Annotated in this window: 22 protein-coding genes and 1 tRNA gene; 15 read left to right on the forward strand and 8 right to left on the reverse strand. The window is 72.2% G+C overall.

Features of this window, described 5'->3' with window-relative positions:
* Positions 1-47 precede the first annotated feature (47 nt).
* Positions 48-836 (reverse strand): AraC family transcriptional regulator, encoded by a 789-nt coding sequence (locus tag FHX44_RS29865; protein WP_147258831.1) that lies wholly within the window; start codon positions 834-836, stop codon positions 48-50.
* 133 nt (positions 837-969) lie between these two features.
* On the opposite strand from FHX44_RS29865, the gene FHX44_RS29870 reads away from it, so the two are divergent.
* Together FHX44_RS29870 and FHX44_RS29875 are read left to right on the forward strand one after the other, a co-directional pair.
* On the forward strand, positions 970-1,797 hold the full coding sequence (locus FHX44_RS29870) for an NAD(P)H-binding protein (RefSeq protein WP_147258832.1): 828 nt from the start codon (positions 970-972) through the stop codon (positions 1,795-1,797).
* Between the two features lie 111 nt (positions 1,798-1,908).
* Positions 1,909-2,610 carry a DUF6319 family protein gene (locus FHX44_RS29875; protein ID WP_147258833.1) on the forward strand — a complete coding sequence of 234 codons (702 nt, stop codon included), beginning with the start codon at positions 1,909-1,911 and terminating at the stop codon, positions 2,608-2,610.
* Positions 2,611-2,822: 212 nt separating this feature from the next.
* Here the strand turns inward: FHX44_RS29875 and FHX44_RS29880 are convergent, their stop codons facing one another.
* The 4 genes from FHX44_RS29880 to FHX44_RS29895 form a co-directional block, all read right to left on the reverse strand.
* Positions 2,823-3,614, reverse strand: a complete 792-nt coding sequence (locus FHX44_RS29880; RefSeq protein WP_147258834.1) for an SDR family NAD(P)-dependent oxidoreductase — start codon at positions 3,612-3,614, stop codon at positions 2,823-2,825.
* A gap of 10 nt (positions 3,615-3,624) precedes the next feature.
* Positions 3,625-4,866 carry a lipopolysaccharide biosynthesis protein gene (locus tag FHX44_RS29885; protein WP_147258835.1) on the reverse strand — a complete coding sequence of 414 codons (1,242 nt, stop codon included), beginning with the start codon at positions 4,864-4,866 and terminating at the stop codon, positions 3,625-3,627.
* A gap of 429 nt (positions 4,867-5,295) precedes the next feature.
* Entirely contained in the window at positions 5,296-6,051 is a 756-nt protein-coding gene (locus tag FHX44_RS29890; protein WP_147258836.1) for a transcriptional regulator, read from the reverse strand.
* 44 nt (positions 6,052-6,095) lie between these two features.
* Positions 6,096-6,173 (reverse strand) — tRNA-Leu (locus FHX44_RS29895).
* Positions 6,174-6,313: 140 nt separating this feature from the next.
* Between FHX44_RS29895 and FHX44_RS29900 the strand changes: the two genes are divergently transcribed.
* The 6 genes from FHX44_RS29900 to FHX44_RS29925 all read left to right on the forward strand — a co-directional run bounded on the left by FHX44_RS29900 (position 6,314) and on the right by FHX44_RS29925 (position 12,209).
* Entirely contained in the window at positions 6,314-6,946 is a 633-nt protein-coding gene (locus FHX44_RS29900) for an ANTAR domain-containing response regulator (protein ID WP_425469160.1), read from the forward strand.
* 153 nt (positions 6,947-7,099) lie between these two features.
* Positions 7,100-8,323, forward strand: coding sequence for a branched-chain amino acid ABC transporter substrate-binding protein (locus FHX44_RS29905; protein ID WP_147258837.1), 1,224 nt, complete (start codon positions 7,100-7,102; stop codon positions 8,321-8,323).
* Between the two features lie 104 nt (positions 8,324-8,427).
* Positions 8,428-9,429, forward strand: coding sequence for a branched-chain amino acid ABC transporter permease (locus FHX44_RS29910; RefSeq protein ID WP_425469203.1), 1,002 nt, complete (start codon positions 8,428-8,430; stop codon positions 9,427-9,429).
* Complete coding sequence (locus FHX44_RS29915; protein WP_147258838.1) at positions 9,426-10,568, forward strand: branched-chain amino acid ABC transporter permease; 1,143 nt, start codon at positions 9,426-9,428, stop codon at positions 10,566-10,568. The genes FHX44_RS29910 and FHX44_RS29915 overlap by 4 nt, the downstream gene beginning before the upstream one ends.
* 74 nt (positions 10,569-10,642) lie before the next feature.
* On the forward strand, positions 10,643-11,500 hold the full coding sequence (locus FHX44_RS29920) for an ABC transporter ATP-binding protein (protein ID WP_147261578.1): 858 nt from the start codon (positions 10,643-10,645) through the stop codon (positions 11,498-11,500).
* On the forward strand, positions 11,487-12,209 hold the full coding sequence (locus tag FHX44_RS29925) for an ABC transporter ATP-binding protein (RefSeq protein ID WP_147258839.1): 723 nt from the start codon (positions 11,487-11,489) through the stop codon (positions 12,207-12,209). The genes FHX44_RS29920 and FHX44_RS29925 overlap by 14 nt, the downstream gene beginning before the upstream one ends.
* A gap of 49 nt (positions 12,210-12,258) precedes the next feature.
* Here the strand turns inward: FHX44_RS29925 and FHX44_RS29930 are convergent, their stop codons facing one another.
* Both FHX44_RS29930 and FHX44_RS29935 read right to left on the reverse strand, forming a co-directional pair.
* Positions 12,259-12,678 carry a hotdog fold thioesterase gene (locus FHX44_RS29930; protein ID WP_147258840.1) on the reverse strand — a complete coding sequence of 140 codons (420 nt, stop codon included), beginning with the start codon at positions 12,676-12,678 and terminating at the stop codon, positions 12,259-12,261.
* Between the two features lie 14 nt (positions 12,679-12,692).
* Entirely contained in the window at positions 12,693-13,817 is a 1,125-nt protein-coding gene (locus tag FHX44_RS29935) for a winged helix DNA-binding domain-containing protein (RefSeq protein ID WP_147258841.1), read from the reverse strand.
* 371 nt (positions 13,818-14,188) lie between these two features.
* Here FHX44_RS29935 and FHX44_RS29940 point away from each other — a divergent pair, with 371 nt between their 5' ends.
* Both FHX44_RS29940 and FHX44_RS29945 read left to right on the forward strand, forming a co-directional pair.
* Positions 14,189-14,626: an IS110 family transposase gene (locus FHX44_RS29940; protein ID WP_147253724.1), complete on the forward strand. Its 438-nt coding sequence runs from the start codon at positions 14,189-14,191 to the stop codon at positions 14,624-14,626.
* Positions 14,627-14,642: 16 nt separating this feature from the next.
* A complete protein-coding gene (locus FHX44_RS29945; RefSeq protein ID WP_147258842.1) occupies positions 14,643-15,311 on the forward strand; it encodes a transposase in 669 nt (222 codons plus the stop codon).
* 195 nt (positions 15,312-15,506) lie between these two features.
* Here the strand turns inward: FHX44_RS29945 and FHX44_RS29950 are convergent, their stop codons facing one another.
* The gene (locus tag FHX44_RS29950; RefSeq protein ID WP_147258843.1) at positions 15,507-16,370 is read right to left on the reverse strand and encodes a class I SAM-dependent methyltransferase; all 864 of its coding nucleotides are present in this window, start codon (positions 16,368-16,370) and stop codon (positions 15,507-15,509) included.
* Positions 16,371-16,565: 195 nt separating this feature from the next.
* On the opposite strand from FHX44_RS29950, the gene rpsA reads away from it, so the two are divergent.
* From rpsA to FHX44_RS29975, 5 genes are all read left to right on the forward strand, one after another.
* The gene (gene rpsA, locus FHX44_RS29955) at positions 16,566-18,032 is read left to right on the forward strand and encodes a 30S ribosomal protein S1 (RefSeq protein WP_147258844.1); all 1,467 of its coding nucleotides are present in this window, start codon (positions 16,566-16,568) and stop codon (positions 18,030-18,032) included.
* 137 nt (positions 18,033-18,169) lie between these two features.
* Positions 18,170-18,859, forward strand: a complete 690-nt coding sequence (locus tag FHX44_RS29960; RefSeq protein WP_147258845.1) for a hypothetical protein — start codon at positions 18,170-18,172, stop codon at positions 18,857-18,859.
* 125 nt (positions 18,860-18,984) lie between these two features.
* Complete coding sequence (gene coaE, locus FHX44_RS29965; RefSeq protein WP_147258846.1) at positions 18,985-20,178, forward strand: dephospho-CoA kinase; 1,194 nt, start codon at positions 18,985-18,987, stop codon at positions 20,176-20,178.
* Between the two features lie 98 nt (positions 20,179-20,276).
* Positions 20,277-20,969, forward strand: a complete 693-nt coding sequence (locus FHX44_RS29970; RefSeq protein ID WP_147258847.1) for an RNA polymerase sigma factor — start codon at positions 20,277-20,279, stop codon at positions 20,967-20,969.
* Entirely contained in the window at positions 20,966-21,613 is a 648-nt protein-coding gene (locus FHX44_RS29975; protein ID WP_147258848.1) for a hypothetical protein, read from the forward strand. Before FHX44_RS29970 ends, FHX44_RS29975 begins: the two co-directional genes overlap by 4 nt.
* Positions 21,614-21,737 lie beyond the last annotated feature (124 nt).

Below are 21,737 nucleotides of genomic sequence, written 5' to 3' on the forward strand. Positions count from 1 at the left end.
GTAGTTGCATCTGCAATCACCCGGCCCCAACGCGCGGGTCGTCGAGTTCATGCCCGCACCGTGCTCGGCGCCACACCCCGCTCCCGCTTGAACGCCGCGCTGAACGTGAACGCGTCGGAGTACCCCACCCGCCGCGCCACCGCCCCGACCGTGACCTGCGGGTCCGCGAGGTACTCGGCGGCCAGCGTCATCCGCCAGCTGCGCAGGTAGGCGAGCGGCGCCGTCCCCACGAGCTCGCGGAACCGCTTCGCGAACGCCGCCCGACCCGACCCGCCGCGAGCGGCCAGCTCCTCCACGGTCCAGCGCCGGGCGGGGTCGGCGTGCATCGCCTCGAGAGCGGGTCCGACCACTGGGTCGGCGAGCGCGACGAACCAGCCGGGACGCTCCGGCGCCCGCCGTTCGAACCAGGCGTTCAGCGTGCAGGTGAGCAGCCAGTCCAGCAGACGGTCCCGGACCACCGCCGGTCCGCCGGCGCCCCCGCGGTCGAGCATCTCGAGGAGCGCGACGCAGTCCGGGTCGTCGGTGGCGACGACGGCAGCCGGGGGCAACGCGCTCGTCAGCCGGATCCCGCTGTCCCGCGACCGGTAACCGCACACGAGCAGCGACGCGCCTGCATCGCCCGCCCGCACCGTCACGGTGGCGCCCGGCTGGATCATCGCGGTGCCGCCGGGTTGGAGCGGCTCGCCCGCCACCGTGACCCCGCCCGCCACCACGCCGCACAACACCAGCGGTGAGCCGACGGGGACGACGTACTCCTCCCCGGGGCCGAGCCGGGCACGCAGCACCGCTCCCTCGTGCGTCCGGATCCCACGGAGCAGGGTCTCCAGGACCGTCACGAGTCCGCAGCCTAGTGCGGCGGCCACAGACGATCACCCGGCAACGTCTGTGGCACCGCACTGGACGCGCTCGCATCCCCCGCGGACGCGCGAGCATGGCCGCGCCGGGTGCCCCCGAGATCCACTGGGCGGCATGAACGCAGATATCTCGGTGCTGGCCGCGAGCGGAAAGTCGGGCCGTCGGGTGGTCGCGGCGCTGCGGGCGGCCGGGCACACCGTCCGGGCCGCGTCCCGGACCGCGGAGGTCCACTTCGACTGGCAGGACCCGCGCACCTGGCCCGCCGTGACCGACGGGGCGGGCGCGCTCTACCTCGTCGCCCCGGATGACCCCGCCCCGGTGCGACAGTTCGTCGACCGCGTGCAGGAGGCCGGCGTGAAGCGCGTCGTACTCCTCTCGGGCCGGGCGAGGGAGGCGTGGGGTGACCGTTTCGGGCACGCCATGGCGGCGGCCGAGGACGCCGTCCGGGGCAGTGACCTGAGCTGGACGATCCTGGCGGCCAACAACTTCATGCAGAACTTCACCGAGGACCTCTGGTACGAGCCGCTGCTGGCCGGCAGGCTCGCCCTGCCCACCGGCGGGGTGCCCGAGCCGCTCGTCGACCTCGACGACGTCGCCGCGGTCGCGGCGAGGTTGCTCACGTCCGACGAGTACGCGGGCCGCACGGTCGAGGTGTCGGGTCCGGCCGCGCTGACGTACGCCGAGGCGGTGGCCACCATCGCGGCCGCGGCCGGCCGGCCGATCCGGTTCGAGGAGCTCACCCCCGCGGCATACGCGGACGAGCTGCGCGCGGCAGGCCTCGAGGAGGAGTGGGTCGCATTGCTGGGCGGCCTGCTCGGGCTGATGCGCGAGGGGCACGTCGCCGCCCCCACGTCCGGGGTCGAGGACGTGCTGGGCCGCCCGCCGCGCTCGTTCGCGGAGTGGGTGGCGCACGTCGCACCCACGGGGGTGTGGGCGAGCTGATCGTTGTCGGTGCGTCCGTGCATGATGCCCCCGAGCGAGTGGCCTCCGAGGTGCCCGCGAGCCGCCGGAGCGCAGCGGAGGCAGATGGACGCTGAGTGAGGGGAGCCACGGATGACGGACGCACCGGCACCGCTGTCGGAGCAGGACCTGGCGGCAGCGCGCGCGGAGCTGGCGGAGGGCCGGCCGTTCCCGGTGTGGTTCACCGCGGCCGCGGTCGGCGTCCCGGTGGGCGGCTCGGCGAAGCTCGTCTCGATCGGTGAGCCCGCCGAGGGCGACTTCGTCGAGGTCCGCCCCACCGGCAGCAAGGACACGGTGTTCTGCTCCCCGAACGAGCTCACGAGCACCCGCCCACCGCGGCGGCGCGCGCAGAAGGCGGCGGGCAAGCCGGCCGAGAAGCCCAAGCAAGAGGAGAGCACGGTGCCGGCCCCGGCGCCCCCGGCACCGAGGCCGCCTGCGCGCCGGGAGAGCCCCGCCCCGGCGCCGGAGCGCAACGGCTCCGCGCCGGCCGCGGAGGAGAAGAAGCCGGCACGCCCCCGCGCCGTCGCGCGTCCCGCCGAGGTCACCGTCACGCTCAGCAGCACGGTCGAGGGGGAGTGGACGGTGGAGGTCGTCACCGGGCGCAAGCGCACGGTGCGGCCCACACCGGTCCAGCCGGCCGAGGTGGCCAAGGCCGCCCGGTCCCTGCCCGCCGCCGTCGCGGAGGCGATCGAGTCGTCCCTCGCGGCGGCGCGGCAGCGCCAGATCGAGCGGGTGGAGCGGTTGCGCGCCGAGCTCGACGCCGCCCAGCGGGCCCTGCAGGACCTGTCGGGCTGAGCCGCCCCCGGCGCATGCGCCGGGCGCGACCCGCGTCCGCAGGCGCGCCCCGTCGACCGGGAGCACGGGCGGACAGTGGGTGCGCGTACGGAGCCGGGGTACGCCGGTGGCGGGCGGCTCACGCGCCTCGTCTCAGCCGGCGCGCCCTGTCGTGGCCGACGCTCCCCGTCGACCGGTGGCGCGGGCGGAGAGCGGACGTGTGAGTGCGGACGTCAGGACTGCGGGTGCGCCGGCTTGCGCAGGGTGCCCGCCTGGTCGCGGCCCTTGCGGGCCAGCCGGGCGGCCGTGCGCAGCGTGCGGCGCGGCAGCTCCAGCACGTCCACCACGGCGCGGTAGCGCCATCCCGGCACCGACAGCGTGCGTCCCTTCGCGAGATCGGCGAGGCAGGTGTCCACCACCGCGGAGGGGTCGAGCCCGTCCCGGGACGCATCCGGGGGCGCGGGGAACATCGCATTGCGCAGCTGTCCCGCCACCAGCGCGATCATGCGGACGCCGGTGCCCTCGAGCGAGGCGGAGACCGTGTCGGTGAACGACAGCACCCACGCCTTGCTCGCGGCGTACGCGTCGCCCTTCCCGGCGAGGTACCCGGCGAAGCTCGCGACGTTGATCACCGCGCCCCGGTGCCGATCGATCATCCCGGGCAGGGCGGCGCGGGTCAGGCGCATCAGCGCCGTGATGTTGACGTCGATCTCGGCCTGCAGCTTCGCGATGTCGGCCACCGTGAACTCGGTCTCGCCGCTGACGCCCGCGTTGTTCACGAGCAGGTCGACCGGCCGGTCCTTCGCCTCCAACCGCGTCTGCACCGCGGCGAGGCCCTTCTCGTCGCTGAGGTCGGCCACCAGCACCTCGACCGACCTCCCCGGCCCGCGGAGGAACGTCGCGACGCGCTCCAACCCGGTCTGGTCGCGGTCCACCAGCACGAGGTCGTGGCCGTCACGGGCGAGCCGCGAGGCGAAGGCGGAGCCGAGCCCGCGGCTGGCACCGGTGACGAGCGCAGTAGGCATGCCCGGCAGATTAGTGATGCCTCACCCGAGCCCGCCGCAGCCCCCGCAGCCCGACCACGACGACGTGCGCCGCGACCACCAGCTGGACGGCCGCGTAGCCGACCGCGACCGGCAGCAGGACCACCCCGGCACCGCCCGGCCCGACGTCGGCGGCCGGTACGAGGGCGACGGTCGCAAGCACCAGCAACGTGCTGGCGAGGTGCAGCCGCGCGTACGCCATGCTGCGTCCCGCTGCGGTGCGCACCCCGAGCTCGTGCACGACGATCAGCCGGAACGCCTGTCCGAGCAACAGCAGGCGGAGCACGTCGGCCGCAGGCGCGTAGTTCGCGCCGAAGATCGACAAACCGGGCCCGGCGAGCAGCGCGCCCACCGCGAGCAGCGGCAGGAAGATCACCAGGAGGCGCTTGCGCGACGAGGAGGTCAGCTCCGCCGCGCGTTCTGGCGCTCGGGCCCAGGCGGCGGAGAGCGAGTGCGTGTAGTAGGTGGCGGTGGTCTCCAGGACGACCGTGGCCTGCCAGGCGATGAAGAACGCCGCCCCGGCCTCCGGCCCGAACCGGAGGATCACGACCAGGGGCACCTGGTTGAGCAGCAGGGTGTAGCCCATCTGGGCCGCCGCCGTAGGGCCGAGGAACCCCACGATCTCCGACCGGCCGGGCAGGATCCCGCCGCAGGCCCGGCGGGCGAACCGGCGCACGGCCACGAGGAGGACGAGGGATCCGACGGTGATCCACACCACGATGGGCCCGACCCACGACAGGACGACCCCCTGCGCGCCGAGGGCGGTGCCCAGCGCGACCAGCAGGGTGATCCGCACGACCGCGAACAGGCCGTTGCGCCACACGCACCACCAGGGCTTGCCGATCGCCATGAGGATGTAGTCGTGGACGACGAACGCGCCCCATCCGGCCGCCGCCAGTGCGAACAGGCACACGCCGAGGGAGTGCGGCCCGTCCGCACCGGCGGCTGTGCGGGCCAGTTCGGGTACGGCCAGGACGTAGCCGAGGCCGACGAGCCCGGCCAACGGCATGATCAGGAGCAGGCTCCGCCACACCAGGGGCGGGGCGTGGCAGCCGGCGACCGGGAGCCAACGCATCAGCCCGAGGCCGAGGTTCAGCTGCGTGATGCCGGCGATCAGGATGAACGCGGACACGACGGCTGCGGCGAGCCCCACTTCGGCCTGTGGCAGCAGGCGCGCGGCGATGAGCCAGCTCGCGAGTCCGGCGAGAGCGCCGATCGCGGAACTGATCGACATGGCGGCGCCCCCGCCGCCGCGTCCGGTCGATTTCGTGGCACCGTCCGTCGTGGGCGGAAGCGTGACCACCACCGGCTGGGTCGGCAGCTCGGCGATCGCGAAATCGCCGCGGTGCGGCCACGACGACCCGGCCACTCGGAGCGGCGTGGTCGCCACCTCGGTGCCGGGGCACGGCGCGGCAGGGCGTTGTCGTGATCGCGCCGACGGGCGTGCGGGCCGCACGATCGGAACCGTCGGGCTCGGATCGGGAGTGGCCGTGTGCCGTTCTCGCTCTGTCACCAAGCCGCTTCCCACCGCGACGGCATGATCGGTACCTCCCCGTGCCCGCAATAGCAGTTGCGTCACCCTATCGGGGTAGCAAAATCGGGACGTTAGGTGACCCTTAGTCACGGTGAAAGCCCTGGTCACGCTGCCAAGGGCATCCGGGCGTCAGGCCTTCGGGCCGACCGCCGCGTCCAGAGCGGCCACGGCCTCCCGGCGGGCCACCGAGATCGTGTCGGGGCGGGGGAAGCGGTGGGCGATGTCGAGCCGGTCGAGAGCCGCGCTGCAGAGGCCGAGGATGTCGGCGGACTTGTTGGTGAAGAACCAGCGCGGGTACTCGTAGCGCCGCGGCACTCCGGCCACGGTGCGGCGGGTCCAGTTGGTCATCCGGCAGCCGTCGGAGTGGAACAGGCCGCGGAGGAACGCGCCGGTGTGCTCGGCGACGAGATCGTCCTGCCACGGCTCGAGCACGATCGGGCGGGTGTGCTTCATGCCCGGGCCGTGCTGGGGGAAGAGGCAGGGCCAGTGCTTCCACCGGGCGGTCACGTACGTGCATCCCTGTCGACGAAGATGGCTGACCGAGTTGAGCGGTCGGAGCGCGCGAACCGCGCTCGTGCATTCGGTCATGATCGCGGGCCAGGAATCGGCGCACGCGATCCGCAGGGACCACACGTCCCCTCGCCCCCGGCTGAGGGTGCCGTCGCCCAGGTACTGGCCCAGCAGGTAGGTGTACGCCAGATCCGGCGCTGGCTTCCGTTGATCGGGACCACAGCGCGGGCAATCCGAGGTGCGGTTGACCTGCGTGCCGTCGCGCCAGCTGCGCAACGCCGCCCGGCTGACGCCGGTGGCCCGGCTCACCGCTGAGATGCTCTGGCCGGAACGGATGGCCGTCAACGCGACGCGGCGCACGTCGGCGTCGTACACGCAGACAGTGTGGCGTTGAGCACCGACGATTGTGATCGCAGCCCTGGTGCCCCCGGTGGGATTCGAACCCACACTGGACGCTGTTTGAGAGCGCTGCCTACTGCCAATTGGGCTACGGGGGCGGCCAGCGAACTCTATCGCGGACGGGGTCTGCAGCGGGTTCCGGGCCCGCCGGGATCGGCGGGATCACAGTTCGGCCAGGCAGGTGGCCGGTATTCTGAATCCTTCCGGTACAACCCCTCCGGCGAAGGAGAGCAGCCCTGTGAGCCAGCAGGTGTCCGAGCAGAAGGCCGCGGACGAGGCCCGACCGGCCGCCGGTCTGCGCGTGCTCGTGGTGGAGGACGAGGCACTGATCCGCCTCGACCTCACGGAGATGCTGACCGAGGAAGGCTATGTCATCGCCGGTGAGGCGGGCGACGGCGAGCAGGCCGTCGAGCTCGCCCGCGAGCTCCGGCCCGACCTCGTGATCATGGACGTGAAGATGCCGAAGGTGGACGGCATCGCGGCGGCCGGTTCGATCGTCGAGGAGAAGATCGCTCCGGTCGTGATGCTCACGGCGTTCAGCCAGCGCGACCTCATCGAGCAGGCCCGCGACGCGGGGGCGATGGCCTACCTGGTCAAGCCGTTCGCGCGCCACGAGCTGGTGCCCGCGATCGAGCTCGCGGTGTCGCGCTTCGCGGAGAAGCGGGCGCTCGAGGACGAGGTGGCCACGCTCACCGACCGGCTCGAGACGCGCAAGATCGTCGACCGGGCCAAGGGCCTGCTGATGACCCGGCAGAGCATGACCGAGCCGGAGGCGTTCCGGTGGATCCAGCGCACCGCGATGGACCGCAGGACCACCATGAAGGCGGTCGCCGAGGCCATCGTGGACGGGCTGGCCGCGCCGAAGTCCTGACGGGTCAAGAACGTTGCGGTCCGGTAAAGGACCCGCCGCTGATGATGACTCTGTCACTGCCTTTCCCTTAACGTCCGCCCGTCTCCCGCAACCGGGGGCGCGAGCGTGGACGGTCCCGCGGGGATTCCGGGGGCGGTACGGAAGGACATGGACATGAGTCGGAAGCGGATGGTGCTCGCGGTCGCCGCGACACTGGCCGGAGCCCTGGTGCTCGCGGCGTGTGGCGGCGGTGGCGGTGGTGACACCGGTGGTGCCGCCCCGACCCAGCAGCGTGCAGAGCCGACGCAGGCGCCGTTCAGCCCGCCGGCCGACGCCGAGCTCCCGGCCGGCGACGGTCAGGGGCAGTGCAGCGGCAACCCGTCGATCGCCTACGTCGGCACGATCGCCGGCGCGAACGCGGGGCTGGGCATCGCGATCAAGCAGGCGGTCGAGCTCGCGATCGAGGAGCACAACCAGGCCAACGCCGGCTGCCAGGTCAGCTACAAGGAGTTCGACACGGGCGGTTCCCCGCAGACCGCGCTCGCTCCCACGGTCGCCGCCATCAACGACCCGTCGATCCTCGGGATCGTGGGGCTGCCGTTCTCCGGCGAGTCCGAGGCCGTCGGCCCGGCGCTCACCGAGGCGGGCCTGGTCTCGGTCACCCCGTCGGCCACCCGGCCGGACCTCACGACGAAGGGCTGGTCGCACTTCTTCCGCGGCCTGGGCAACGACGCGGTGCAGGGGCCCGCTGCGGCCCGGTTCATCACCGGCACCCTCGGCGCCCAGAGCGTCTGCGTGATCCGCGACGACAGCGCGTACGGGCAGGGTCTCGCCACCGAGCTGACCAACGCCCTGGGTGACGCCGCCACGTGCCAGGAGGAGGTCAAGACCGGTCAGCGCGAGTTCTCCGCGGCGATCGGCACCATCCAGTCGGCCAACCCGAACGCGATCTTCTACGCCGGGTACTACGACGAGGGCGCCCCGTTCGCCCAGCAGCTGCGCGACGCCGGCATCGAGGCGGACCTCGTGGTGCCGGACGGTGTGAAGGACCCGATCTTCGTCCAGAACGCCGGTGAGGCGTCCGACGGTGTCTACATGACCTGCCCGTGCCTGCCGGGTGACGTGTTCCCGGAGTTCACGAACGCCTACAAGGCCCGCTGGAACGTCGACCCGCAGACCTACTCGGCCGAGGCGTACGACGCCACGACGATCCTGCTGCGCGGCCTCGACCAGGGCATCGCCGACCGCGCCGCACTGCTCGAGCACGTGCGCAACTACCAGGGGCAGGGCCTGACCAAGCGGTTCCAGTGGAACGAGAACGGTGAGCTCAACGAGACACCGGTGTGGAGCTACGTCGTGAGGGACGGCCAGATCCAGCGGCTGTCGCCGATCGAGTAGCGGCACGAGCCAGGCGCCACAACGTAAGCGGTGGCTACGGGCGCGGTCCCGGGACAAGCCCGGGACCGCGCTCGTAGCCACGTGAAGACGGGAAACACCCTGTGATCACCCACGTCACGAGCGTGCTCGCGCAGGACGGGCTGATCGACTTCAACTTCGAGTTGCTGATCGACCGGTTCTGGGCCAACACCATCGACGGCCTGTCCTACGGCTCCATCTATGCCCTGGTGGCAATCGGATACACACTGGTCTACGGCGTGCTGCGCCTGATCAACTTCGCGCACAGCGAGATCTTCGTCATCGGCGTCTTCGCCGCCTACTTCACGTTCGCGTCGCTGGGGTTCGTCCCCGGCGAGTCGCCCCAGCTGGGGCTGTTCGTGCTGATCGGTTCGCTGCTGGCTGCCGGGCTCGTGGCGATGGCGGTGTCGGGCGGATCCGCCGTGCTGCTGGAGCGCGTCTGCTACCGGCCGCTGCGCAAGCGCGGCGCTCCACCGCTGGTCTTCTTGATCACCGCGATCGGCGCGTCGTTCGCCATCCAGCAGATCTTCCTGATCACGCTCGGCGCCAACTCGCAGCCGACGATCCGGCTCCTGCGCCCGACCGAGGTGTTCGAGATCTTCGGTGCGCGGGTCACGAACATCCAGATCATGACGGTCGTGGCGGCGATCGTGCTGATGGTCGTCGCCGACACGTTCGTCAACCGAACCCGCCTCGGGCGGGGCGTCCGGGCGGTGTCCCAGGACCCGGCGACGGCCACGCTGATGGGCGTCAACCGCGAGCGCGTCTTCATGCTCACGTTCCTGCTCGGCGGCGTACTGGCCGGCGCGGCCGCGCTGTTCTACATCATGACCATCCCGGCGGCAGCGGTGTACAACGGCGGCTTCCTGCTCGGCATCAAGGCTTTCACCGCCGCGGTGCTCGGTGGGATCGGGAACCTGCGCGGCGCCCTGCTCGGAGGGCTGGTGCTGGGCGTCGTCGAGAACTACGGCCAGTCGTTCTTCGGCGGCGAGTGGCGCGATGTCATCGCGTTCGTGCTGCTGATCGTCGTGCTGATGTTCCGGCCCACCGGCATCCTCGGCGAGTCGCTCGCGAAGGCACGCGCATGAACGCCCCGCAGGCCGCCGCGGCGAAGGTCCCGTTCGGCACGCGGCTGCGGGACTGGTGGGGATCGCTGGACCGCTGGCAGCAGTGGGCGGTCCTCATCCCGGTGGTCGTGGTGATCTACCTGCTGCCGGTGCTCAACCCGCCATTTCTGACCACCGAGCCGGGCACCGACTTCCAGATCACGCTGTTCAACGCGGCCCGGATCGCGCTGATCGCGATCGGGCTGAACATCGTGGTCGGGCAGGCGGGCCTGCTCGACCTCGGCTACGTCGGGTTCTTCGCGGTCGGCGCCTACACCACGGCGGTGTTCTCGAGCCCCGACTCGTTCCTCGCCACCGACTACCCGTGGCTGGCCTGCATCCCGCTGGCGATGTTCGTCACGGCGGTGTCCGGGCTCATCCTCGGTGCCCCGACGCTGCGGTTGCGCGGCGACTACCTCGCGATCGTCACCCTCGGGTTCGGCGAGATCGTCCGGCTGCTCGCCGACAACCTCGACCCGCTGCGCGGCCAGCGCGGCTTCGGTGCCATCCCCGGCCCCGAGGTCACCCGCGCGGACGGCTCGCAGGTCTTCACGTCCACGGACGGCACGCCGTGGTACTGGCTGACCGTCACCGTGATCATCGTCGTGCTCATGTTCGTCGGCAACCTCGAGCGCAGCCGCGTGGGCCGGGCCTGGGTGGCCATCCGGGAGGACGAGGACGCCGCAGAGGCGATGGGCGTGCCCACGTTCCGGTTCAAGCTGTGGGCGTTCGCGATGGGCGCCACCGTCGGCGGGTTGTCCGGCTCGATCTACGCCGGACAGGTCGGCTTCATCAACAGCCAGGGCTTCGACATCATCACGTCGATCCTGTTCCTCGCCGCCGTGGTGCTCGGGGGCTCGGGCAACAAGGTCGGGGTCATCCTCGGCGCGTTCATCATCGTCTACATCCCGGACCGGTTCCAGGTGATCGCCCAGTACCGCTTCCTGATCTTCGGCCTCGCCATCATCGTGCTCATGATCTTCCGCCCGCAGGGCCTCCTCGGCGCCCGCCAGCGCCTGCTGACCTACGGCAGGCAGGCCTACCAGCGCCTGATCGGCAAGGGGGAGCAGATCAGCAGCGAGAGCGCGCTGGGCAAGCACGAGGAAGGGGTGCTCCGGTGACCCACCCCGAGCCGCCCACCGAGGAGATCTCGGCCGAGCCGCCGGAGGGCGGGCTGGTCGCCGAGCTGCAACGGATGACCCCGCAAGAGCGGGCGGCGCACGAGCGGGAGGTGGCCGCAGCCGCCGCGACGGATCGGGAGATCGCCGTCGGCGTCGGCGACACGCTGCTCGAGCTGCGCGATCTCACGATGCGCTTCGGTGGCCTGACGGCGCTCGACGCCGTGTCGTTCTCGATCCAGCGGGGCGAGATCCTCGGGCTGATCGGACCGAACGGCGCAGGCAAGACCACCTGCTTCAACGCCATGACCGGCGTCTTCCGCCCGACGTCGGGTGACGTGCTGCTGGAGGGGCGCTCGATCGCTCGCAGCCACCGCTACCAGATCACCCGGCTCGGCATCGCGCGGACGTTCCAGAACATCCGGCTGTTCGGTGAGATGACGGCGCTCGAGAACGTGATGGTGGGCACCGACGCCCGTCACAGGACGAGCGTGCCGGGGGCGGTCTTCCGCTTCCCGCGGCACTACAAGGAGGAGCGGGCAGGCGTCGAGAAGTCGATGGCACTGCTCGAGTTCGTCGGCATCGCCGACCGCGCCGCCGAGAAGGCGCGCAACCTGCCCTACGGCTACCAGCGGCGGCTGGAGATCGCCCGCGCGCTCGCGACCGAGCCGAAGCTGCTGTGCCTCGACGAGCCCGCCGCCGGGTTCAACCCCGCGGAGAAGGACGAGCTGGTCGCCCTGATCCGCAAGATCAGGGAGGACGGGTACACCGTCCTCGTCATCGAGCACGACATGCGCGTGGTCATGGGCGTCACCGACCGCATCATCGTCCTCGAGTTCGGACGCAAGATCGCCGACGGTGAGCCGGACGCGATCCGTGAGGATCCCGCCGTCGTGGCGGCGTACCTGGGGGTGCCCGACGATGGCCTTGCTTGAGCTGGACGGCGTGGCCGTCCACTACGGGCGCATCCAGGCGCTCGCCGACGTCTCGGTCACGGTGGAGGCCGGTGAGATCGTGGCGCTGATCGGCGCCAACGGCGCCGGCAAGACCACGACGATGCGGGCGGTCTCCGGGCTGCTGCCGCTGAGCGCGGGCCGGGTGGTCTTCGAGGGCGAGGACATCACCCGGCTGCGGGCCGACCTGCGGGTCCGGCGCGGGATCTGCCAGGCGCCGGAGGGCCGCGGCGTGTTCCCCGGTCTCACGGTGCTGGAGAACCTCGACATGGGGGCCTACAGCCGCAAGGACCGGCGCTCGCCCGCCTACCGCGAGGACCTGGACCACGTGTTCGAGCTGTTCCCGCGCCTCGCGGAGCGGCGCAACCAGCCGGGCGGCACCCTGTCCGGCGGTGAGCAGCAGATGGTGGCCATCGGCCGCGCGCTGATGGCCCGGCCCCGCGTGCTGCTGCTGGACGAGCCGTCGATGGGGCTGGCGCCGCAGATCATCCAGCAGATCTTCCGGATCATCAGCAGCATCAACGCCGACCGGGGCACCACGGTGCTGCTGGTGGAGCAGAACGCGAGCCAGGCCCTCGCGCTGGCGCACCGGGCGTACGTGCTGGAGACGGGCCGGGTGGTGCAGCACGGCACCGGCCGTCAGCTGCTCGACGACCCTGCCGTGCGCAACGCCTACCTGGGCGTGGTCTGACCGGAGCCCGCGGGAGCGAACACCGGGCACCGACGCTCGGCCGTCCGGGTCAGAACCCGGACGGCCGGGTGTCCCGGTGCAGGCAGGTGAGCTTCGCCGTGCAGGTGCGCCTGCCCTCGGCGTCGATGATCACGATTTCGGTGGTGGACGTGCTGCGGCCGATGTGGATCGGCCGGGCCACCCCGGTGACGAGCCCATCGGTCGCCGAGCGGTGATGGGTGCACGTGAGCTCCAGGCCGACCGGGAACCGGTCGGGCAGGGCGTGCAGCGCCGAGAGCGTGGAGCCCAGCGTCTCGGCCAGCACGGCGTTGGCGCCGCCGTGCAGCAGCCCGAACGGCTGCCGGTTGCCCGCCACCGGCATGGTGCCGATCACCTCGTCGAGGCTCAGCGTGACCAGCTCGATGCCCATCAGCTTGGGGAGCTGCTCAGGGGCGTCGGGAAGCGTCAGGTCGGCGGGGTCGATGGGCATTCCGGCACCTTATGTCAGCCCCACCCGACGCTGATGCCGGCGGCGCCGAGCAGGGTGGCGTAGCGCGCGGCGTGCTCCTGCACCCCGTCGCGCACCGCCGCGGGGAGCTCGCCGAACGGGCGGACGGTGATCGAGAGCTCCCCCTCGCGCCGCTCGTGCTCCCACACCCCGGCCACGGCGCCGCCGACGACGAGGACGGGGGAGATCCAACCCGCGGTGCGCGACACCTCGGGCATGCGGTCCGGCGGCACCGCGTGCTCGCGGTGCGAGCGCGGGGCGATCACCCAGGGGTCGAAGCCGGGCAGCAGCACGACGTCCCCGGCCGGCGCATCGGGGACGGCCGCGAGCTCGTCGGCGTCCTCGGCGCGGACGACGAACCCCGCCTCGCCGTCGATCTCGACGGCGGTGAGCGCGTCGCCGTGCTCGCGGATCCAGCGCCGGGCCGGGCCGGGCTGCTCGCCCCACCAGCGGGCGACGTCCGCGGCCGTGGCCGGCCCGTTGGCGGCGAGGAAGCGCAGCAGCACCTCGCGGTTGGCCGCGGGGGCGTCGACCGGCCGGACGGGCCGCCCGAGCCAGGCCGCCGGGCTGACGAACGTGACGGCCCCGTCGGCGGCGGGGCCGGAGCAGAGCAGGCCTCGGGAGGCAGCCGGCTTGAACACCGCGCCCCAGCCGGTGGAGAGCGGGGCCGTGAGGGCCGGGTCGCCCAGCCGCTCGCTGATCGCCGCGGCCAGCTCCGCCCTGGTCAGCGGCTGCGCGCCGAGCACCTCGCCGATGGCGTCGGTGATCGCGTGCACCTGCTCCCCGGTGACGCCGTGCTCGCGTTCGTACGAGGGCGGGAAGCGGCGCCGCGACTCGTAGTCGGTGCGCGCCCCCACCCAGACGTCGAGCTCGTCGGCGGGCAGCAGGTGCAGGGTGCCGCGCATGGCCCAGGTGCGCACGAGCGAGCGGTCGCGCCACAGCGCCGTGTCGAGGTCGGGCGGGGCCGCGCTGCGGATGCCGGCGATCAGCTCGGTGCACGACGCCACCTGCGCGTGCAGCCCGCAGACCCGCCGGGCCACGGCCAGCGCGTCGTCCGCGGGCTCGACGAGGAGCTGCCGCCGCATCCGCCACCGCACGACCTGCCGCCACGTGACCTTCACGGACCGATCCCAGCACAGGCCACCGACGTTCCCCGCAGTGCCGTTCGCGCCAGCAGGGGCGCCCGGCGGACGGATCGGCAGCTGATCGATCTGTGAGTGTGTCGGTGCGGTGCTCCTGGGTGGAGAACCGTCAGGCTCGGTGCCGGTGACCCGATGTGACTCGTGATCGATCTGGCCGCTTCGGCGTGCCCTGTCTCGGACTTGTTCCGTCGTGGTCGCCGGCACCGGCCCGGTTCACCGGTTGGCCTGATCAGAAGCCTGTCCGCCGGTTACCGGCGTGACCCGTCACAGATGTGCCACGTGGTGACCCTCACCCGGGCCGGTGCCGCCTGTTGGACCCGTTCCCCGTCAGAAGGACCAGGCCCGTGCCCATGTTGGCAGAACGTGTCGACGCCGTCGTCGGTGTCGACACCCACCGTGACACCCACGACGACACCCACGACGCAGAAATCGCCCTCCCGACCGGAGCCCCGATCGCGACCTGCCAGGTCAGCAATGACTCCCGCGGCTACGCCGAGCTGCTGGCCTGGATCGGCGATCACGCTCCCGGGTCGCGGGTCGCCGTCGCGATCGAGGGCACCCGCAGCTACGGCATCGGACTAGCGCGCGCAGTCAGCGGTGCCGGTGTGATGGTGATCGAGTGCGAGCAGCCCAACCGCAAGTCCCGTCGCGGTCGGGGAAAGTCCGACGCGATCGACGCGCACCTGGCCGTGCTCACCGCGCTGCGGCTTGACGCCGACCAGCTCCCGAGCCCGCGCGCCGATGGTGACCGCGAAGCGCTCCGGATCCTGATGGACGCCGGATCCTGATGGACGCCGGATCCTGATGGACGCCCGCCACGAGCTCACCGACAGCTCGACCGCTCAGACCAACCGGCTACGCGCACTGCTGCTGGGCGGCGACGACCGCGACCGTGACTTCGCCCGTGGCACGCTCACCGACACCAGGCTCGCTGCGCTGGCCCGCCACCGTCCGGCCCGCGATGCCAGCCGCGAGCAGGTCGTGCGCCAGGCCGAGATCCGGCGCCTCGCTCTCGCACTGCGAGAGTCTCACCGCGCACTACGGGCCAACAGCCGCGAACTCCAGCGCATCGTGGACGACCTCGCTCCCGGGCTGACCGACCGCCGCGGCATCGGCCCGATCACCGCCGCCCAAGCGATCATCAGCTTCTCCCACCCCGGGCGCTGCCGCAACGAGGGCGCCTTCGCCGCGCTCGCCGGCGCCAGCCCGCTCGAGGCCAGCAGCGGCCACACCAAGCGCCACCGGCTCAACCGCGGCGGTGACCGCGCCCTCAACAGCGCACTGCACACCATCGCGATGGTCCGCATGCGCAGCTGCCCCACGACCAAGGCCTACCTCGCCCGCCGCACCGCCGAAGGGAAGACCACCCGAGAGATCCGACGCTGCCTCAAGCGCTACATCGCGCGCGAGCTCTACCGCTTCCTCACCGCGACCATCACGACCACAAGCAGCAACGCGTCCTCAGCCGCTTGACAGATATAGAAGCGTCCGAGATCCGCGCCGGCGCCCTCACGAGGGCGCTCCGGGTGGTCTCGCGGCGATCGAAGCCGCATGAGGCTTCCCTACGCATGATCAGCTCGACGCGCGGACCACCGACCCGCCGTGCCCATGGCGGGGCACGTGCGTCGCCGGCGCCGACAGGCGTGGCCGGGAGCGTGCATCCAGTGGCTACGGCTTGTGCGTCACGAAGATCGCCGTGCCGGGGAACAGACGGCCTCGCAAGGGAGACCACTGGCCCCACACCGTCTCCCGGTCCTCCGGCCATTCCGGCTCCACCAGGTCGTCGAGCACCAGGCCGGCGGCCACGAGGTCGCGGACGCGGTCGCCCAGCGTGCGGTGGTGCTCCACGTAGGTGGCGTGGCCGCCGGCGTCGATCTCGACGTAGGGGGTGCGGTCGAAGTAGGACTGCTGGACGGTGAGGCCGTCGGGGCCGGGGTCGTCGGAGAACATCCAGCGCATGGGGTGGTTGACGGCGAACACCCAACGCCCGCCCGGCCGCAGCACCCGTGCGACCTCCCGCATCACGCGCTCCGGCTCGGCCACGAACGGCACGGCGCCGAACGCGGAGCACGCGGCGTCGAAGGACGCGTCGGCGAACGGCAGGCGTTCGGCGCCCGCCTGCACGAGCGGGACCACCAGCCCGGTGGCGGCGCCGAGGTCGGCTGCGTGGCGCAGCATCCCGGCGGACAGGTCCAGCGCCACCGGGTGCGCTCCCCGCGTGGCGAGCCAGCGCGCGCACGGCGCCGAGCCGGAGCCGACCTCGAGCACCCGCATGCCTGCGACGTCGCCGAGGAGCCGCGCGTCGGCCTCGCGCAGGCCCTCCGGGCACCAGACGAAGTCGGCCTCGCCGATGTCGCGGCCGTGTTCTGCCAGGTAGTCGTCGGCGTCGGCGTCCCACCACAGCCTGCTCGCGCGCTCGGACTCGGCGCTGTCGACCTCCCGGCGGGCCACCCCGGCCGTCCCCAGCAACTCTTCGGCGCTCACCTGGGAATCATCGGGGAATGTCCGCGGTTGAGCAGGGGGTACCCGCATTGCCCTGCTGATCGGGCGGCGCGTAGCATCCTACTTGCGGTGTGGTCAACGTCGCGGGTACGACGCGCGCTTCGCTCAGACCACGCATCGCGACGCACTCCACGATCCACAAGCAAAGGTGACAGCGCCACGTCACGAGACGAACGCCACGAAGAACGCACCACCAGCCCATCCACCACCGGAGCACCCCACTACATGTCCATCGACACCACCGCCGCCCCGACCACGCCGCAGGTCGCCGTCAACGACATCGGGTCGGAGGAGGACTTCCTCGCCGCCATCGACCAGACGATCAAGTACTTCAACGATGGCGACATCGTCGAGGGCACGATCGTGAAGGTCGACCGGGACGAGGTCCTGCTCGACATCGGCTACAAGACCGAGGGTGTCATCCCCTCTCGGGAACTCTCGATCAAGCACGACGTCGACCCCGCCGAGGTGGTGTCGGTCGGTGAGCACGTCGAGGCCCTCGTCCTCCAGAAGGAGGACAAGGAAGGCCGGCTCATCCTGTCCAAGAAGCGCGCCCAGTACGAGCGCGCCTGGGGCACGATCGAGGCCCTCAAGGAGGCCGACGAGCCGGTCGAGGGCACGGTCATCGAGGTCGTCAAGGGCGGCCTGATCCTCGACATCGGTCTCCGCGGCTTCCTCCCGGCCTCGCTGGTCGAGATGCGTCGCGTCCGCGACCTGCAGCCGTACGTCGGCCGCAAGATCGAGGCCAAGATCATCGAGCTGGACAAGAACCGCAACAACGTGGTCCTGTCGCGCCGCGCCTGGCTGGAGCAGACCCAGTCCGAGGTCCGCAGCGAGTTCCTCAACCAGCTCAAGCAGGGCCAGGTCCGCAAGGGCGTGGTCTCCTCGGTGGTCAACTTCGGTGCGTTCGTCGACCTGGGCGGGGTCGACGGCTTGGTGCACGTCTCCGAGCTGTCCTGGAAGCACATCGACCACCCCAGCGAGGTCGTCGAGGTGGGCCAGGAGGTCACCGTCGAGGTGCTCAGCGTGGAGATGGACCGCGAGCGCGTCTCGCTGTCGCTCAAGGCCACGCAGGAAGACCCGTGGCGGTTGTACGCCCGCACCCACGCGATCGGGCAGATCGTGCCGGGCAAGGTCACCAAGCTCGTCCCGTTCGGTGCGTTCGTGCGCGTCGAGGAGGGCATCGAGGGCCTGGTGCACATCTCGGAGCTGGCCGAGCGCCACGTCGAGATCCCGGAGCAGGTCGTGCAGGTCGGCGACGACTGCATGGTCAAGGTCATCGACATCGACCTCGACCGGCGCCGCATCTCGCTGTCGCTCAAGCAGGCCAACGAGGGCATGACGGTCGACACCGAGTTCGACCCCACCCGCTACGGCATGGCGGCGGAGTACGACGACCAGGGGAACTACATCTACCCCGAGGGCTTCGACGTCGAGACCGGCGAGTGGAAGGAAGGCTTCGAGGCCCAGCGCGAGGCCTGGGAGAAGGAGTACGCCGAGGCGCACGCCCGCTACGAGCAGCACATCGCGCAGATCCGCAAGACCGCCGAGGCGGAGGCCGAGGCCGCTGCCGACGGTGGGGCCGCCAACTACTCGTCCGGTGGTGAGGCGGCTCCGGCGCAGACCGGTGGCTCGCTCGCCAGCGACGAGCAGCTGGCCGCGCTGCGGGAGAAGCTGTCCGGCGGAGCCTGATCGCAAGATCGCTGCGACGACCCCGGTGACCACTGGTCACCGGGGTCGTCCTGCGTTCGGGGGAAGCATTGTCACGGTTCGGTGAGTGGGCGGGCGCGTCGGGTGATAACCGAGCGGTTCCGATCTAACGTGGAACCATGCGCGGGGCGGGAGGCGGGCGCGCCGCGCGGGCGCTGCTCGCCGCCGCGCTCGCGCTGGCGATCGGGGCGTGCGGCACGTCCGAGGCCGAGCCGACGGCCCTGCCGACATTCCCCTCGGCCACCGAGTCCGGGCCTGCCACCACGGCGGCCGAGGACGGCCGGGTCATCCCCGCCGACTGCGGGCGCATCCTCGCCACCCCCGATCTCGAGGCCGTGATGGGGCTTCCGCTCGGCTCGGTGACCGTGCGCACCACCATCGGTGTCCCTCAGCCCGCGGTGGGCCGTACCGAACGGGTCACCTGCCGCTACACCCGTGTCGGCGACGGTGGTGGCCGGGCGCTGCTGGACGTCAACGCCACCGCGTACCGCGACGCCGCAGCCGCCTCGGCCCAGTGGCAGGTGAACGTCCGGGCGGAGTCGGGGGAGCGGCGTGACCTGCCGCTCGGCAGCGCGCCCGGTGCGCTCTTCGAGAAGCGGGGCCAGGCCGTGCTGATGGTCGCCCACTCCACGAGCAACCTCACGCTCGTGCTGCCGGACCAGCCGCTGCCCGGGGGGAAGACCCGCGCCGACGCGCTCGTGGACCTCGCGCTGCGGGTGCTCCCGGCCGTATCGGTGGACCAGGCGAGCGCGCCTCCGCCGCCGCCCCCGCCGGGTGAGCCGATGTCGCAGGCGGGAAGCTCCCGTTGATCCTGGTCGCGTCCCGCAGATCACGACCGCGGGATTCGCGCCCGGATGGCCCTGGCTGCGTTGTCGGCCCGACCGGGAATCCCGTCGCCCGCGATCTACGGGACGCGGCCATGTAGCCTCCCGCCGTGCTGCGCGTCGGACTCACCGGGGGGATCGGATCGGGCAAGTCGACCGTCGCGCGTCGGCTGGTCGCGCGCGGTGCGGTGCTCGTCGACTCCGACGTGCTGGCCCGAGAGGTCGTCGCCCCCGGTACCGACGGGCTCGCCGAGGTGGTCGCCGTGTTCGGCGAGGGCGTGCTGGACGCGTCCGGTGCGCTCGACCGGCCGGCCATGGCCGCCGTCGTGTTCGGCGACCCGGCCGCCCGCGAGCGGCTCAACGCGATCGTCCACCCGCGGGTCCGCGACCGGTCCGCCGAGCTCATCGCCGCGGCTCCCGCGGACGCGGTGGTCGTGCAGGACATCCCGCTGCTCGTCGAGAACGGGATGGCGCCGCTCTTCCCGCTGGTGGTCGTCGTGCACGCGGACGCGGAGGAGCGGGTGCGGCGGCTCGTCCGGCGCGGCTTGCCCGAGGCGGACGCCCGTGCGCGGATCGCCGCCCAGTCGAGCGACGAGGCCCGCCGGGCCGCGGCCGACGTCCGGCTGGACAACTCCGGCGACGAACGAGACCTCGCGATCGCCGTGGACGCGCTCTGGGAGCGGCGGCTCGTCCGGTTCGAGGCGAACCTGCGGGAGCGCCGGATCGTCTCGGCCGGTGCGCCGCGGCTCGTCGAGCCCGACCCGGAGTGGCCGGCCACGGCCGAGCGCCTGCGGGCCCGCGTCGCCGCAGCCGCGGGGGAGCGTGGCCGCGGTGTGGCGCACATCGGGTCCACCTCGATACCCGGGCTCCCCGCGAAGGACGTCATCGACCTGCAGCTCGGGGTCGCCTCGCTCGCCGACGCCGACGCGGTGCGCGACGCACTGCAGGACGCCGGTTTCCCGTGGCATCCGCACATCGGCCACGACAACCCCAAGCCGCCGGGCTCGCCGGTGTGGCCGAAGCGGTTCCACGGCAGCGCCGATCCGGGGCGGTCGGTGAACCTGCACATCCGCGAGGTGGGCTCGCCGGGATGGCGCTACGCGCTGCTCTTCCGCGACTGGTTGCGCGCCGACGCCACCGCCCGTGCGGAGTACCTCGCCGTCAAGCGGGAGGCGGAGGCCCGCTACGGCGGCGACCCCGACGCCGATCGGCACGTCGAGGCGAAGGAACCGTGGTTCGACGCTGTTCTGCAACGGGCTGACGCATGGGCCGCAACTTCCGCATGGGTCCCGTCGTTGGACTGAACGGAGGATGCCGCTGGTAACGGACCGGAGTAGTCCGGCGATGGAGGAGGCAGAGCGATCTCCGTTCGGGTGAACGACGAGCTGTCGGGGAGGGCCGAGTGACGACGTCGGTCTCCCACGGTGCCGATCTCGACGACGACGTGTCGGACGGCACCGAGCTGGTGCAGCGGCGGGGTCTGAGCACGCCGGCCGAGCTGCGCGCGGATTTCGGGGCTCACCTCGAGGCCAACTACCAGCGTCTGGTCGCCCAGCTCTACGCGATCACGCTCAATCCGGGTGAGGCCCACGACGTCGTGCAGGACGCCTACTCGCGGGCGTGGCGCAGCTGGGTGGCGATCGGCCGAACGCCCGACCCGAGCGCGTGGATCCGCCGGGTCGCGGTCCGGTCCACCGTCCGCAGCTGGCGGGGAGCCCTGGCCCGCTTCGGCATCGGCCGCCCGCGGGCGATCGGTGCGGGCGTCGACGACCGCACGCGGGCCATCCTCAGGTCACTCGCCCGGCTGTCGCCTGCGGAGCGGCGCGCGGTGGTCCTGTTCCACATGGCCGGTGCCACCGTCGAGGAGATCGCGGCCATCGAGCAGGCCTCCGAGACACTCGTCCACGCCCGGCTGACGCGCGGCCGCCACGTCGTCACCGAGGGGATGGCCGACGTGCTCCCCGACGTGCTGGGTGATGCCGCCGCCACCGGCTACGCCCCTGGCTACGGACTCGACGACTCCGGCGGCGGGGCATCCGATGACTACGGGCTCGACGACGCCGACGCCCGCGACTACGAGGGAGGTCGTCGGTGACGGACGGCTACGAGCGCATCACCGACGAGCTGCGCAGGCTCGACGACGAGCTGGCGGGCGCCGTCACCCTTCCGTCGGTCGACACCGTCATCCGCCGGGCGAGCATGCTCAACCGGGCCAGCACCGCGGCCGCGGCGGCGGTGCTCACCGTCGGCGCGCTCGGCGCCACCACCGCGGTGGCCCAGCTCAGCGCGCCGAGCCCGATCGTCGACCCGGCCGCCTCGATCTCGGCCGACGCCGAACCGTCCTCGCGGGTCGGCGCGGGCGCGTCGCTGCCCGTGGTGGAGGAACTTCCTTCGTCCACCGAGGAGTCGACGTCGGCGGACTCGCTGCCCGTCGAGGAACCCGGCCCGGCCCTCGCTCCGGATCCCGGGCTCGCCGCGCCGCCGCCCCCGCCTCCCCCGGCGATCGTCGCGCCGACGACCGCCCCGCCGCCGCAGACGACCACCACGTCGCGGCGGCCGGACAACGACGAGGGCGACGAGGACGACCCGTCGACCAAGCCGCCGAAGCCGACCAAGCCGCCGAAGCCGACGACGAAGCCCGAGCCGACGAAGCCCGAGCCGACCGACGATCCGGACCCCACGCAGGACCCCGAGCCGACCTCGGAGCCCGACCCGGAACCCTCGACCTCGTCGTCGTAGCAGAGGTCCAGCTGTCGATCGTCGTGCCTGTGTAGGGGCTTCCCGCCGCATGTGGCGCCGGCATCGTCGTGATCGGCGGGTAGTCGGGTGGATCTGGCCCCGGTCTGCGCGCCGAGTCGCTGAT

The sequence above is a fragment of the Pseudonocardia hierapolitana genome (assembly GCF_007994075.1).
In the GTDB taxonomy this organism is placed as follows: Bacteria; Actinomycetota; Actinomycetes; order Mycobacteriales; family Pseudonocardiaceae; genus Pseudonocardia; species Pseudonocardia hierapolitana.

Excerpts from the sequence above, each read along its gene's own strand:
- FHX44_RS29880 (WP_147258834.1), bottom strand. The coding sequence starts at position 3,614 with ATGCCTACTGCGCTCGTCACCGGTGCCAGCCGCGGGCTCGGCTCCGCC.
- FHX44_RS29885 (WP_147258835.1), bottom strand. The coding sequence starts at position 4,866 with ATGTCGATCAGTTCCGCGATCGGCGCTCTCGCCGGACTCGCGAGCTGG.
- FHX44_RS29925 (WP_147258839.1), top strand. The coding sequence starts at position 11,487 with ATGGCCTTGCTTGAGCTGGACGGCGTGGCCGTCCACTACGGGCGCATC.
- FHX44_RS29940 (WP_147253724.1), top strand. The coding sequence starts at position 14,189 with ATGTTGGCAGAACGTGTCGACGCCGTCGTCGGTGTCGACACCCACCGT.
- FHX44_RS29870 (WP_147258832.1), top strand. The coding sequence starts at position 970 with ATGAACGCAGATATCTCGGTGCTGGCCGCGAGCGGAAAGTCGGGCCGT.
- FHX44_RS29960 (WP_147258845.1), top strand. The coding sequence starts at position 18,170 with ATGCGCGGGGCGGGAGGCGGGCGCGCCGCGCGGGCGCTGCTCGCCGCC.
- FHX44_RS29915 (WP_147258838.1), top strand. The coding sequence starts at position 9,426 with ATGAACGCCCCGCAGGCCGCCGCGGCGAAGGTCCCGTTCGGCACGCGG.
- rpsA (WP_147258844.1), top strand. The coding sequence starts at position 16,566 with ATGTCCATCGACACCACCGCCGCCCCGACCACGCCGCAGGTCGCCGTC.
- FHX44_RS29950 (WP_147258843.1), bottom strand. The coding sequence starts at position 16,370 with ATGCGGGTACCCCCTGCTCAACCGCGGACATTCCCCGATGATTCCCAG.
- FHX44_RS29875 (WP_147258833.1), top strand. The coding sequence starts at position 1,909 with ATGACGGACGCACCGGCACCGCTGTCGGAGCAGGACCTGGCGGCAGCG.
- FHX44_RS29920 (WP_147261578.1), top strand. The coding sequence starts at position 10,643 with ATGACCCCGCAAGAGCGGGCGGCGCACGAGCGGGAGGTGGCCGCAGCC.
- FHX44_RS29945 (WP_147258842.1), top strand. The coding sequence starts at position 14,643 with ATGGACGCCCGCCACGAGCTCACCGACAGCTCGACCGCTCAGACCAAC.
- FHX44_RS29930 (WP_147258840.1), bottom strand. The coding sequence starts at position 12,678 with ATGCCCATCGACCCCGCCGACCTGACGCTTCCCGACGCCCCTGAGCAG.
- FHX44_RS29905 (WP_147258837.1), top strand. The coding sequence starts at position 7,100 with ATGAGTCGGAAGCGGATGGTGCTCGCGGTCGCCGCGACACTGGCCGGA.